This window comes from Photobacterium malacitanum (assembly GCF_900185615.1).
GTDB classification, from domain to species: Bacteria; Pseudomonadota; Gammaproteobacteria; order Enterobacterales; family Vibrionaceae; genus Photobacterium; species Photobacterium malacitanum.
Genome location: NZ_FYAK01000002.1, coordinates 153,513 through 166,930, shown reverse-complemented (window position 1 = coordinate 166,930; position 13,418 = coordinate 153,513). Strand labels below are relative to the sequence as shown.

The window sequence follows — 13,418 nt, the reverse complement described above, 5'->3', positions numbered from 1 at the left end:
TATAATATGCGGTCATTTTATTCGCAGATTACATTCATAAGCTGACAAAAATCATCAGTTTATGAATGTAATCGGCATAGGCCGACAGTTTAGGAACACAGCATGTCATTTTTATCTCAAGGTTTTTCTCAAGATCTCGTTAAAGCATTAACTGAGGTGGGTTATGAGAAATTAACCCCAATTCAGCAAAAAGCCATTCCTCAAGCACGACGTGGTGCTGATATTTTAGCTTTAGCGCAAACAGGTACTGGCAAAACAGCAGCTTTCGCATTACCTATTATTCAAAAATTATTGGATAAGCCAGCAACCAAAACCCGATTTAACGTTCGCGCATTAATTCTTGCACCAACACGTGAATTAGCAGAGCAAATTTCAGTAAATATTAACGACTACGCGAAATACACCGACATTAATTGTACGGCTATTTTTGGTGGTAAAAAAATGGCAACACAAGAAAAACGCCTAGAGCAAGGTGTTGATATTCTCGTTGCAACACCGGGTCGTTTAATTGAGCACATGGAACAAAATAATGTTTCATTAGCTAACCTAGAATTTTTAGTGTTTGATGAAGCGGACCGTATGCTTGATATGGGCTTTATCGGTGCTATTCGCGTTATTTTAGAAGATATTCGCACTAAGCCACAAACGATGTTGTTCTCTGCAACCTCGTCAGCGCAGATGAATGCATTAGCAGCGGATATTCTACGTAAACCACAACGCATTACCGTTACACCAGAAAACAGCACGGCATCAACAGTTGCACACGTTGTTTACCCTGTCGATGAAGATCGCAAACGTGAAATGCTATCTGAATTAATTGGTAAGAAAAACTGGCCACAAGTGTTAGTTTTTGTGAATTACAAAGAAACGGCAAACCAGCTAGTTAAAGAATTAAAACTTGATGGTATTAAAGCGGTTCTTTGCCACGGCGATAAAGCCCAAAGCTCACGTCGACGTGCATTAGAAGAGTTTAAAGAAGGTAAAGCACGCGTGATGGTCGCCACAGAAGTTGCTGCCCGTGGTCTAGACATTCAGAATCTACCATATGTTGTAAACTACGACATGCCTTTCCTTGCTGAAGACTATGTACACCGTATTGGCCGTACTGGTCGTGCAGGACAAAAAGGTAATGCAATCTCATTTGTTAGCCGTGAAGAAGAACTCACTTTAGTTCAAATCGAGCGTTTGATTAATCAACGTATTCACCGCGTACAATTAGAAGGTTACGAGCCTAAAAGCCGTGATGCATTAGTTGAGCGTATGAACACCAAAGCAGCTTACCGTGATCGTGCAGGTCGTCAAAATAATCCGACTCAAGATCAATCTGCTGCTGAGCGTCGTGCTCGTTTGCGTAAAGCAATTAGCAGCAAAGCAACTAAGATCACTCGTTTGAAGAAGTAATTTTCAAATCTGAATCAATCATAAGCTTCGATGGTTAATCACTATCGAAGCTTTTTTTGTGACGACACTCTGTAATATTACGTTATTATATGCAACGTAATATTATTTATTATAATACTTCATCGCCTCATGAAACGTCACTTTATCTGTTTTATCACTAACTCAATAAATTATATTATCTATAAAATATGATCTGTTTCGTAAAATAAAGCACCGATGATGATCGAATAACACCACTTTTTTATCTTCCCTTTTTAAGCCTCTATCAAGAATGCATTTATGCTATTGATCCGTAAAAAAATACACCTTTTAATGGCCTCACAAAATTATGTTATTTATTGATATTATTTAACTTTGTTTGAGGTATATATGCGACTATCGTTGACCTTTATTGCCCTACTATCCACTATGTCTACCGCTGCTTTAGCGTCTGAACAAACGGATGAAAAATCATACTTAACCATTATTCCCAATCATAACCCGCAGTTAATTCGAAATTTTAATCCATTTATAAACTCTCGTTTACATACTGCCCGTGATTTTATTTATGAACCTTTGGTTATATTCAACGAACTTAAAGGCAATATTCCGGTATTTCGTCTCGCTAAAAATTATACCGTTAGTAATGATTTATTATCACTAACATTTGATCTACGTGATGATGTTAAATGGTCTGATGGGGAACAATTTACTGCTGATGATATCATCTACACCTTTGATATGATAAAGAAAAACAATGCATTAGATGACAGAGGGATCACTAAGCGTATCAGCAAAATAGAAAAAGATAATGATTATGTAGTTACGTTTACTTTTAATGAAATCAATACTAGCCTAGTTAATGATGTGGTCAGTATTCCTATCGTGCCACAACATATCTGGAGTAAAATAGATAAACCAGAAACCTTTACCAATCAACATCCTGTCGGTACGGGGCCATTTACAGAGATTGAACGTTTTACTCCGAGTCTCTTTACTCAATGCCGTAACCCTCATTATTGGGATAATGATAAGTTAAAAGTCGATTGCTTGCGTATTCCACAAAAGAACCATAATGATCAAGTCTTGGCTGATTTAATCAACTCTGAAATTGACTGGGCAGGATCATTCGTCCCCGATATTGATCGTGTATTTGTTAATGCATCTAAAAATCATGGCTATTGGTACCCACCTGCTGGCACACAGTCTTTTGTATTAAACTTTAATTCAACTGATCCTGCTAAGAAAGAAGCCCTTGAAAATATTGATTTTAGACGTGCTTTTTCAATGAGTTTAAATCGTCAAGAAATCATTGATATCGCTATTTATGGAAACGGTAAGGTGAATGATTTTGCTTCAGGGCTTGGTTATGGTTTTGAATCTTGGTCAAATAAACAAACCCATGATAAATATAAACCCTATATGACTCATAACGTGAAAGAAGCCAAAGCATTACTGAAAAAGGCAGGTTTTATTGATAGAGATGGCGATGGGTTTGTAGAGACACCAACCGGTAAAAAACTGACATTAGAGATACAATCACCTAATGGTTGGACCGATTTCAATAATATTGTGTTACTAGCATCCGAACAAATAAATGCGATAGGTATCAAAACTCAAGCGCGTACACCTGATTTTTCTGTCTATAACCAAGCAATGATCACCGCTGACTATGATATAGCTTATACCAACTATTTCCACGGCGCTAGCCCGCATAAATACTGGGAATCTGCCTATCATTCTCGTTACCAAAAGAAAGATGGCATGCCGCGATTTGCTATGCACTTTTGGAAAAATGCAGAGTTAGATAACTTACTTGATAGTTTTTACCAAACCAATAAACATGATCAGCAAATAACTATTGCACATAAAATTCAAGCATTATTAGCTGAGAACATGGTAACGATTCCTGTTTTATCTGGCCCTAATTTCTATCAATACAACACCAAACGCTTTACTGGATGGTGGAATGAAGCCAATCCGAAAGGACGCCCTATGATATGGGAAGGAACACCAGAGCGTGTATTACATGTACTTGACCTTAAACCTGTAGTAGCACCGAAAGCATAATTTTTCACTAACAAAAAGCCGAGTTAAGATTGCTATCTTACTCGGCTTTTTTAGTTGTGCTCTGTTATGCATTTTAGCTATAGCACTACGTCATATCGCTCACTATCTATAATGAACGACGTTCCGCTTTAGTCGGAAAGATTCGGCACCAATCTTTTTTCATATCCACCACTTGCCACTTGTGCTGTTTTGCTGCTTGCATCAATGCTGGAGTGAATTTACCTTCAAAAGAATCAGCGCCATACTGCCACTCACGTTCAGCATCAGTATGATGGATCAACATCCCTAGGCTGGCGCCTTTTTGAGAGGTTGTCCATGATAGCATCGCTTTATCGCCCGTTGAGTTACCCACCGCAAGGATAGGACGCTTACCAATAATGGTCGCAATATTAATCGCTTTTTGTGGACCGTCATCAATGTAAACTAACTTATTGTTTTTAATAAGTGTGCCGTCTTTATAGGTATAACCAAAGGCAGTACCAATCACGTTTTCTGCGGGAATGTGATAGATAGCTTCGCTCCACGGTTTAACAAACGCACCACCAGCACCCGTTACAATAAACACCTTAAATTTGTGCGTATGGAGATAATCAATCAACTCTATCATCGGTTGATAAACTAAATCAGTATAGGGTCGTTTAAAACGAGGCGACTGCGCTGTTGAGAGCCAATTTAAGACATCTTTATTATATTGTTCAGGCGTTAACCCTGCTTGTGATGTTGCAAGAATAGGCAGTAAAGCGCTCCATCCCTTTGCAAAAATAGCTTTAGTGTTGTTATCGAGTACCCACTTATACGGTGTTTCTGTTTTCCACTCCGGATGTTGTGCACTTTCATGCTTAATCTGACTAAAGGCAAACAAAAACTGCGTATAAGTTGGTTTTTCAGGCCACAAGGTACCATCATTATCTAACACCGCAATACGTGCACTGGGCTTGACGTAATCGGGATTACCGACGGTTGTTACTTCGTTAACAAACTGCGTAATAGCACTACGACTCGCACTGCTATTCCACAATGGTAAAACGTCACCATCATGAGTGCATGTTGCACTATAAGCTGATGTTGATGCGGCAAGTAACGTGGCAATGCCCACCCATATCGCGACCCTTTTTTTTCTAGTCACAAAGCTAGATCCTTGTTATTTGTTTTTGATGATAATAAAAAGCAGGTCATCAATAACCTGCTTGTTGTTTTCTTTGATTCTAGTTGTAATCTGCGTAAGGGTTAACACTATCAAGCACAATAGCATGTTCAAACTCAGACAATTTAATCGCATCAGGTGTAATGGTTACTGAATGCTCGTCCATCACCGCTTCACCAAACTGATAACGAATAGTTTCTTGTCCTTGGCATGCATTAATATCATTACTACTGGTAACAGCTTTAACAGCCTGATGGCGTACTTGATAAGCAGCCATTACATCATGACCGTATTTGGCGGTTAGCATCGCAATAGTTTGTTGTGGCGATAACACTAAACCCGATGCATTATTGCCACCAAAACCTTTAGCATTAAGAATAACGGCTTTGTAGTTTTGACCGCACTCACCAGCATAGGTGTGCTCCATTAAAATATTTAAATTAGAGCAATGTACATCATCAGCAATATGATCAATGGTATTAATCGCGGGTAACCAACCGTATTGCCATACACCAAGAGAAGCAACAAGTTGATCACCAGCAGCGGCGCTCATTGAATGGCCTACATACGATTTAATGGCAGCAACAGGCCAACTTTCAATGCCAAACGTTTTAGCAACTTCATTAAGAATATGGCTTTCTGTTACGCGGTTTTGTGGTGTTCCGGTACCATGTGCTTGGACAAATGTTTGCTTCATGCCCTCTTCACCAAGGATCGCCTTTGCCAATGCCGCCGCTTTTGCCACAGTGACATAGTTACCTACACCTGGCGCTGAAATTGATTTTTTATTAGCATCAGCATTAACAAACACATCAGCCACAGAGCCATAAATATTAGCGCCTAACTCAAGGGCTAATTCATCATCCATCAGCACCACAAATTGTGCAGACTCTGCCATTGTAAAACCAGCATTAGATGAGAATGGACGACAAGCTCGACGATTATCAACACTATCGATACCATCAAGCGCTTTTAATTGTTCATCTTCAGCCAGAGCGCCCATCACTCTAAAGCCTTCCATGATCTCTGCCTCTACTGGTGCTTCAGCATTACCGACAATCACTACTTTTGCTTTGCCATGCTGAATATCATGCATACCTTGGCGAAGGTTATAAAGGAATGTTGCACATGCCCCCATATTCGTACCTGTTGCGCCAATACTGTTGATCACATAGCCATTAATAAAATCAGCAGGCATTTCGGCAAAAGATAGTGCCATCATCTTTGAACTAACACGGCCACCAGTAAGGTGTGCAGCAATCATGCCCCCTAACGAGTTATCATCAATTTGTGCTAACCCACTTCCAGCGTACACTGATACTTCATCTGGGCGAATATGACGTAAGACCTCATCCCACTCAAAACCTAATGAATTCAGGGCATCTGAAGCACCATATACCGTTAGCGACAAGCCTCGTGGGTGAAAACGAGAGTTATATAATTTGCTTGGCTCAAAGCCAGTAGGAATATTACCGCCACTTGAAACAGGAAAAGCAACACGGCCTTCTACTAATGCGTCAAGGTTTCCCATTACGGTGATCACCGCTTTTGTACCTTGAATATCAACTTGCCAGTTTGACGGAATATGATTAGGTAATTTAGATTTACGCAATGTAAATGTGATCTGATCATCTGCTGAATTTAAATTCGCTTTATATTGATACAGCAAATTATCAGGATCGAAAGAATGGATACGACGCACACAGGTGCCCGCTTTAATCGCGGTAATAATATCTTCGGTAATAGCGCCATCGTCACTCAATCCCATACGACGAGCGAGATCTTGCCATGTTGATTGCATTACATCATCAGATAGTACATCAGCGATCATCAGCTTATAGCTATGAAAGCCTGAACTACGACCAGCAGCATTGATGCCACCTAAACCCACAATGAGCGGTAATTTTGCCATTTTAATATCCTGAGATCGATTTAATACACCGTTGAAATCAGAATATCAGTATTAACCTATGATTCATTCTACGTTTGTGCCAAAATTACTTGTATTCCAGCCAAACTAACCAAAATATTACACTAACGTATATTTTGTAATCAATTACCATGGAAACAAAAATAATGCGGGTAGGTTTTATTCTTTTCCATCGTGCACTTATCACCGGAATCTCATTAAGTGCAGAGATGCTAACCAGTGCTGCAAGTCTGCGTGATCGTAAAACTCAGCAACAATCGCCATTTGAAATTAAACTGATTGCTTCCAGTTTAGCATCGCCCACGTTAACCGCAGGCATTCGCATTCAACCCGATATTACCTTTGAAGATGAGACAAATTTTGACATCATTATTGTGCCGCCGATGTGGGGAAACCCTATTTCTTCAATCGCAAAGCATCCTCAAATACCCGCATGGCTAATTAAGCAATACCATAATGGTGCGCAAATAATAGCCACAGGGACAGGCGTTACTTGGTTGGCTGAAACAGGGTTGTTAAACCATCAAACGGCTACAACCCATTGGTACTTTTATGACAAATTCTCACAACGCTATCCACAAATAAAACTTAACCGCCAAGCTTCTATTACCTCGGCTAATGGCCTTTATTGCACTGAAAGTATCAACTCACAGACAGAAATGGTGCTATTTTTAATTTCTAAATATTATGGCCAGAAAATCGCTAATACTATCGAAACCCATTATGGCCATGAAATTAGTAAATCAGGTCATCAACCTTTTTATGAAATTGGTGGTCAAGTGCAATTTGATGAATCTATCGCTCAGGCACAAGACTGGATGCAACGTTATATGTCACAACCATTAACTACTCAGCAAATTGCTCAGCATTGCGGTTTACCTCTACGTAGTTTCAATCGTAAATTTAAAGACCAAGTCGGCCAGGCACCGCATCAATATCTGCAAAAAATACGAATGGAAACCGCTAAAGAATTGTTGCGTGATTTTGGAATGTCATTGTCTGATGTATCAGAACAGGTGGGATATAAAGATCCGTATCATTTTTCAACACGGTTTCAAAAAGAATTTAATATTAGCCCTTCTCAGTATCGCAATATGGTGAAAGCAAAAGCCTACAACGTTCAATAATCAACATTTCAAAAAACCAATAAAAACGCCTAGCAATAAGGCTAAGCGTTTTTATTATGATAGGTATGTCGATGTCGATTAAAATTTTCGACTTGTTATATCTTCGCATTCGCCGTCAATCACATTTGATGCCGTTTGACGTTGTTGACGAAACACACTATTCATTGTTTCATCTTGGCCAGCAAAACCTTCTGTAAAGTTCTTTTCTTCGTATTGCATACCTTCGGCAGCAAGTTTACGTTTAATAAATGGTTTCGCAATCATCGCTGCAATACCAAGAAATAGTGCCATTATAGCTGCGAAAGAAACTGCAAATAAGCCGATTACAACAGCAAAAAAACCAGTAAGTAAATTTCTCATGGACATGCCTCTCTAAAATCATATCAATCAGGCCGTTAAGTTATCTTAACATTTATCATGTACCCGATAAGTCTGCTTATGCGAACATCAATTCAATACTTTTATTATCGTTCTAAATAGTAGCGCCTTGTAAATGAACCGACCATGAACATAAGTATAAATTTGTCACTTTGAGTAAGTTTTATTACACTTTATCGAAAAAGAAAAGATAAATCTTTTTTAGATAGAAGCTGATACTGGGTTTACTGTAATAATGATTTAGACCGTCAGACTCATGACACTGTGAATATCACATTGAATACGGCTAATTTTATCATTTGCTAATAAAAAATAGGCATCTTGCGGTAAATCCTGAGAAAAAACCTCGTCATAAGTCATGCCAACATAGACGCCACGAAAAACAGCTCCCGTTAAACCATGTGAAATAACAATCGCATTTTCAGAAACAGAAATATCGGCTAAAAAATCTTCTATGCGATCTTTTACGTTAAAATACGATTCAGCATTTGGTGCCATTAAATACCAATCTTTCTGCTCACAAAGCCGTGGCTGCTTCATTTTAAGATCAGGAATATAAGCTTGTTCCCAATCACCTAAACAAAACTCTTGTAAACGCGGATCTTGTACAATTTGATTTGGATCAATACCAATTTGTTGTGCAACAATTTCGGCAGTTTGAACAGCGCGACCTAGTGGGCTTGAATAAATAGTCCATTGGCTTTTATTGGCTAATTTAGTTTTTAATGATAAACCAATCGCCAATGCTTGCTGTTGTCCTAAATCTGTTAACTTAGAATTACAATGTCCTTGTAAACGCTGCTGTGCATTAAAAACTGTTTGTCCGTGACGTAATAAAAATATGCTTTTTGACATGGCGTTCCCCCTTAAAGTGGACGTTAGATTATACTATCTGGGCATTACCAACAATAACTAAGCCAAAATCAAACCTGAATAACGCACAACTATTCTTATTAATCTTACTCAAGATTGTTATTTAAATCACAATTAAAAGCACATGACGCAAACGCTTACCTTTTTTAACCAGTTGATTATAAAAACAATAAATCAAAACCCATTACAATTAAGCCCTCTTTATCCCTACAAGGTATCATGATATTATGCCGCCCCTATTTGTACTACGAATATAAAATAGACAGTTTGCTACGGTCTACTCTCTGCTTGTTTATAAGCAATTCGTATCTTTGGCTTATACGGATATAGCCTCTTAGGTAATTCATACAATAATTAAAAATCACTGAGGCACACCGCGTTATCAAAACAACGTTGCTCTCAGTCGATGATAAGAATAGAGACTCTTAATGGTAAATATCATTATTGACGGTAAAACGTTCAAGGTAAATAAAAGTCAAACTTTGCTCAACGCTGCACAACAATGCGGTATTACAATCCCCTCACTCTGTGATATTGATGGTTTTCATCAGAACTGCGACTTATGTGACGTTGAAATTGAGCACCGTGGTACGGTCAAATCCTGTCGTGTCTACCCTGTTGAAGGCATGAACGTAACCACCACCTCTACCGCTTTGAACCAACGCCGTAAGCATGCGCTTGAGCACCTTTTATCTGCCCCTAATATCAGTTGTAGCGTGCCACCTTGCCAAGTTGCCTGCCCTGCTGATGTAGATATTCAATCCTATCTCTATTTTATTGCCACCAATCAACCTCAAAAAGCGATTGAGGTCATCAAGAAAACCTTACCAATGCCATTGTCTATTGGTCGCGTGTGTCCGGCTTTTTGTGAAGCCAAATGTCAACGTAAATTAGTTGATGGTTCAATTGCAATTCGCCAAATTAAGCGTTATGCCGCCGATATAGATTTAGCATCAATGCAGGCTTACACGCCAACGAAAAAAACAACTAAACCGCAACGAATTGCGATTGTTGGTGCAGGCCCTGGTGGTTTAAGTTGTGGCTACTTCCTGAGTAATGAAGGTTACAACGTCACAGTTTTTGAATCAATGCCACAAGCTGGCGGTTGGTTACGTTATGGTATTCCAGAATACCGCTTACCTAAAGACGTGTTAGATCAAGAAATTGACATCATGTGTCGTAACGGTATGACAATCGAAACCAATAAAAAAATGGGGGCTGATTTTAGCTTATCGTCATTACAACATGATTATGACGCTGTGTGCCTTGCTGTCGGTGCTTCACTTGCAAGTGAAATGCGCTATGAGGGTACAGACCTTGAAGGCCATTATCTTGGTGTCGACTTTTTAAAAGATCAAATATTGGATAAGCAATACACGATTGGTAAAAAAGTGGCCGTGATTGGTGGTGGTAATACAGCTATCGACTGTGCTCGAACAGCATTACGCTTAGGCGCAGACACGACCCTGATCTATCGTCGTACTCGTGATGAAATGCCCGCTGAATTATATGAAATTGAAGAAGCTGAACATGAAGGCGTTAAATTCTTATTTTTAACCAACCCTGTTGAAAATATTGCAGATGAAAATGGTCGCGTATGCCAAGTTAAATTAGAAACTATGGCACTGGGTGAACCTGACGCTTCTGGTCGTTGCTCACCTAAAGCAACAGGTGAATATATCTATGCTGAATTTGACACTGTGATTGCCGCTGTTTCACAAAAAACAGATACGCGCTTTTTAGATGATGATAACGTTGAGTTACCAATGAGTCGTTGGAACACACTTGATACTGATGAGCAAACGATGTATTCAGGCGTCGACAAAATTTTTGGTATCGGTGATTTTCGTCGTGGACCAGCAACAGCCATTGAAGCCATTGCTGATGGTCGTAAAGCAGCACAAGCTATTGATGCTAATTTTGGTGGCGATATGGAGAAGCTTTACACTGAATCATTCCGTGAACGTAATGTTAGCCGTGGACACTTAATTCGTCCAGATCATGTCAACAAACTCAAAGATGTGATGCGTTCATTATTATCAACTAATAATGCCACTGATATTGAAGCAGAGCTTGAACATGCTTTAACACAAGTGATGCGTAACAAGATGGCAGAACTTAAGCTGCATGAACGCCATTTAAGTTTTAATGAGGTTGAAACTGGTTATAGCGATCAAGTTGCGATTAACGAAGCTAAACGCTGCCTCAGCTGTGGTTGCCATGATGGTAATAATTGTAAACTGCGTCATTATGCAACTGATTATAAAGTTGATAAAAACTTAATAATTAGTGGATTACGCTCAATTTCAGCATAGTTATTTCTAAATCAGTCTTGAGATTCAATAAAAAAGCCACTGCCGATATTTGTTACTCAAACAAATACCAGCAGTGGCTTTTATTTAGCGTATATCATGATATAACGCTACATTACCCAACTAAATTCATTGGACGTAATTTCACATACTCAAATAATTTATATTCATCAGCGGCAGTTAAAAAGTTAAGAAAATGAGCACTTTCTAAATGCGCATCAAGATGTGCTTGTGACTGCCACACTTCTTGCATTACAAATAAACCTGCTTCATTTTGATCAGCAAACAATTTATAACTTTCACAACCTGCTTCTAAATGTGTTGGCGCAATAAGTGACTCTAATAATGCTTGTGCTTTCTCAATACAATGAGCATTTGCTTTAATTTCTGCTAATAAATAAATCATCAGTTAACACTCCGTAAAAATTGTCTCATTCTGCCAACGTGATTTTGGCACCTCAGCATTAAAATCATCAGCACTATGATAACCGATAGGTACAACAACTAAGCTTGTAAAACCTTGCGCATTAAGATCAAATTCTTTATCTAAAGTCTCACGATCAAAACCTTCAAGAGGTACCGCATCAATTCCCATTGCAGCAACACCTAAAAGCAACGAACCAATATTAAGATATACTTGTTTCTGCATCCAATGATCAGCGTCACCTACTGTTTTTCGATGAAAATCAACGAAGAAGTTACGTCCATCAACCATGCGTTGCTTGGATTGTTCATTTGAGAAACGACCATCTTGCTGTTCACACGCTAATAGATCATTTAAGTAATCATCATCTATCGTTGTTTTTGAGCAAAAGACTAATACATGTGACGCATTTAAGATTTTAGGTTTATTAAATACATACGGCCCTTCTGCAGCTGTCGCTATACGTTGTTTAGCGTCGTCTGTAGCTGCAATAATAATATGCCAAGGCTGTGAGTTTACACTGGAAGCACTTAATCGAATTAACGCTTTAATTTGCTCTAATTGAGCATCTGTTAACTTACGAGAAGGATCAAACGCTTTAGTTGAATAGCGCTTCTTGGCAGCATCTACAATAGTCATAATTTTTCCTATACCATATAATCTTAAGTGCTATACCATACTCTTAGTTCACAAAAAGGAAAACCAATACACCGTATCGATTTTCCAAACTCATTTTTACTACCAGCAACGATTATTGCAATATGATGGATGTTACTTCATATCCTCTTCAACCGCCTTTAGTCCAGCTTGTCGTCCTAGCTCATAGCCTGCATTTAATTTATTGACATCACGTGTTAGGCGCTTAATCAAAAAGTCTTTGTTAGGAACAATAGCTGTAATACGACAATCAGCTGGCGGATTACGAATAAAGTACAATGCTTTATTATAACGAGATTCTTTGGTCAGGAATTCTTGACCAAATACTGGCGTAGTTTTAAAAAATTTACGGGTTAACCACGGCACTTGGTGGCTATGAACAAAATTTGCCTGTGCATGAGATAGTACGACAGTAATATCACGCGCCCCACGACGATAGGCTTCAATAACAGGAATAGGATCGGCAATGCCGCCATCACTCATCGCAATGCCATCAACTTTTGGAAAATTACGGTAAACAATCGGTAATGCGCAAGTTGCAGTCATCAAGCTTTGTAAATTATCACGTTTAACTTCAATATAATCAGCGTCGCCAGTGGCAATATTGGTTGTGGTAGCAAAAAGCGGAATCCCTTGGCTTTCATATTTATCAACTTCAAGTGGCAAATTATTAATACTTTCAGACCATAACCAATCAATATCAATAAGGTTGCCCCCTTTTGCAAAGCGAACGTAGTTAATAAATGACTTACTGCGTGCATATTCCGTAATCACTTGATAATTACGTTTGTGGTTTTTACACAAGTAACCCATTAACACCATCGATCCTGCAGAAACACCGATCGTAAAATCGAATGGGTTATAATCTTTTTCAAGAAATGCATCAAGAACACCCGTAGCAAAAATACCACGCATTGCTCCACCCTCAACAACCAAAGCACGCTTAGGTGTATCATTCATAACGTTTATCCTTATAAGTTATAAACTTATTGAAATCCAATTGCATATAACATCAGAATATCAATATAAGCCAAATATTACTGTGCACAATAATAGAAAAAGCATACTTTTATTGCATATTTCAGTTTAAAAACAACCACAAAGTTCGATGAAGGTTATTCCA

At 38.7% G+C, this 13,418-nt stretch carries 11 protein-coding genes; 4 read left to right on the top strand and 7 right to left on the bottom strand.

Features of this window, described 5'->3' with window-relative positions:
- The first annotated feature begins 102 nt into the window (after positions 1 to 102).
- Entirely contained in the window at positions 103 to 1,401 is a 1,299-nt protein-coding gene (locus PMAL9190_RS05935) for a DEAD/DEAH box helicase (RefSeq protein ID WP_087844345.1), read from the top strand.
- 369 nt (positions 1,402 to 1,770) lie between these two features.
- Entirely contained in the window at positions 1,771 to 3,450 is a 1,680-nt protein-coding gene (locus PMAL9190_RS05930) for an ABC transporter substrate-binding protein (protein ID WP_087844344.1), read from the top strand.
- A 106-nt stretch (positions 3,451 to 3,556) separates the two neighbouring features.
- Here PMAL9190_RS05930 and PMAL9190_RS05925 read toward each other — a convergent pair whose 3' ends face one another.
- Positions 3,557 to 4,576 (bottom strand): HAD family hydrolase, encoded by a 1,020-nt coding sequence (locus PMAL9190_RS05925; protein ID WP_235004299.1) that lies wholly within the window; start codon positions 4,574 to 4,576, stop codon positions 3,557 to 3,559.
- A 79-nt stretch (positions 4,577 to 4,655) separates the two neighbouring features.
- Entirely contained in the window at positions 4,656 to 6,506 is a 1,851-nt protein-coding gene (locus PMAL9190_RS05920; RefSeq protein WP_087844343.1) for a beta-ketoacyl synthase, read from the bottom strand.
- Positions 6,507 to 6,670: 164 nt separating this feature from the next.
- On the opposite strand from PMAL9190_RS05920, the gene PMAL9190_RS05915 reads away from it, so the two are divergent.
- Complete coding sequence (locus PMAL9190_RS05915) at positions 6,671 to 7,651, top strand: GlxA family transcriptional regulator (RefSeq protein ID WP_087844342.1); 981 nt, start codon at positions 6,671 to 6,673, stop codon at positions 7,649 to 7,651.
- A gap of 78 nt (positions 7,652 to 7,729) precedes the next feature.
- Here PMAL9190_RS05915 and PMAL9190_RS05910 read toward each other — a convergent pair whose 3' ends face one another.
- Both PMAL9190_RS05910 and PMAL9190_RS05905 read right to left on the bottom strand, forming a co-directional pair.
- Positions 7,730 to 8,011 carry a hypothetical protein gene (locus PMAL9190_RS05910; RefSeq protein ID WP_060997981.1) on the bottom strand — a complete coding sequence of 94 codons (282 nt, stop codon included), beginning with the start codon at positions 8,009 to 8,011 and terminating at the stop codon, positions 7,730 to 7,732.
- Positions 8,012 to 8,269: 258 nt separating this feature from the next.
- On the bottom strand, positions 8,270 to 8,884 hold the full coding sequence (locus PMAL9190_RS05905; RefSeq protein WP_087844341.1) for a histidine phosphatase family protein: 615 nt from the start codon (positions 8,882 to 8,884) through the stop codon (positions 8,270 to 8,272).
- A gap of 446 nt (positions 8,885 to 9,330) precedes the next feature.
- Here PMAL9190_RS05905 and PMAL9190_RS05900 point away from each other — a divergent pair, with 446 nt between their 5' ends.
- Positions 9,331 to 11,217 (top strand): FAD-dependent oxidoreductase, encoded by a 1,887-nt coding sequence (locus tag PMAL9190_RS05900; RefSeq protein WP_087844340.1) that lies wholly within the window; start codon positions 9,331 to 9,333, stop codon positions 11,215 to 11,217.
- A 112-nt stretch (positions 11,218 to 11,329) separates the two neighbouring features.
- On the opposite strand, the gene PMAL9190_RS05895 is transcribed toward PMAL9190_RS05900, so the two are convergent.
- The 3 genes from PMAL9190_RS05895 to PMAL9190_RS05885 all read right to left on the bottom strand — a co-directional run bounded on the left by PMAL9190_RS05895 (position 11,330) and on the right by PMAL9190_RS05885 (position 13,255).
- Entirely contained in the window at positions 11,330 to 11,620 is a 291-nt protein-coding gene (locus tag PMAL9190_RS05895; RefSeq protein ID WP_087844339.1) for a putative quinol monooxygenase, read from the bottom strand.
- Positions 11,621 to 11,623: 3 nt separating this feature from the next.
- Entirely contained in the window at positions 11,624 to 12,277 is a 654-nt protein-coding gene (gene nfsB, locus PMAL9190_RS05890; RefSeq protein ID WP_087844338.1) for an oxygen-insensitive NAD(P)H nitroreductase, read from the bottom strand.
- 132 nt (positions 12,278 to 12,409) lie between these two features.
- Positions 12,410 to 13,255 carry a patatin-like phospholipase family protein gene (locus tag PMAL9190_RS05885; protein ID WP_087844337.1) on the bottom strand — a complete coding sequence of 282 codons (846 nt, stop codon included), beginning with the start codon at positions 13,253 to 13,255 and terminating at the stop codon, positions 12,410 to 12,412.
- Between the last annotated feature and the right edge of the window lie 163 nt (positions 13,256 to 13,418).

Excerpts from the sequence above, each read along its gene's own strand:
- PMAL9190_RS05935 (WP_087844345.1), top strand. The coding sequence starts at position 103 with ATGTCATTTTTATCTCAAGGTTTTTCTCAAGATCTCGTTAAAGCATTA.
- PMAL9190_RS05930 (WP_087844344.1), top strand. The coding sequence starts at position 1,771 with ATGCGACTATCGTTGACCTTTATTGCCCTACTATCCACTATGTCTACC.
- PMAL9190_RS05920 (WP_087844343.1), bottom strand. The coding sequence starts at position 6,506 with ATGGCAAAATTACCGCTCATTGTGGGTTTAGGTGGCATCAATGCTGCT.
- PMAL9190_RS05915 (WP_087844342.1), top strand. The coding sequence starts at position 6,671 with ATGCGGGTAGGTTTTATTCTTTTCCATCGTGCACTTATCACCGGAATC.
- PMAL9190_RS05910 (WP_060997981.1), bottom strand. The coding sequence starts at position 8,011 with ATGAGAAATTTACTTACTGGTTTTTTTGCTGTTGTAATCGGCTTATTT.
- PMAL9190_RS05905 (WP_087844341.1), bottom strand. The coding sequence starts at position 8,884 with ATGTCAAAAAGCATATTTTTATTACGTCACGGACAAACAGTTTTTAAT.
- PMAL9190_RS05900 (WP_087844340.1), top strand. The coding sequence starts at position 9,331 with ATGGTAAATATCATTATTGACGGTAAAACGTTCAAGGTAAATAAAAGT.
- PMAL9190_RS05895 (WP_087844339.1), bottom strand. The coding sequence starts at position 11,620 with ATGATTTATTTATTAGCAGAAATTAAAGCAAATGCTCATTGTATTGAG.
- nfsB (WP_087844338.1), bottom strand. The coding sequence starts at position 12,277 with ATGACTATTGTAGATGCTGCCAAGAAGCGCTATTCAACTAAAGCGTTT.
- PMAL9190_RS05885 (WP_087844337.1), bottom strand. The coding sequence starts at position 13,255 with ATGAATGATACACCTAAGCGTGCTTTGGTTGTTGAGGGTGGAGCAATG.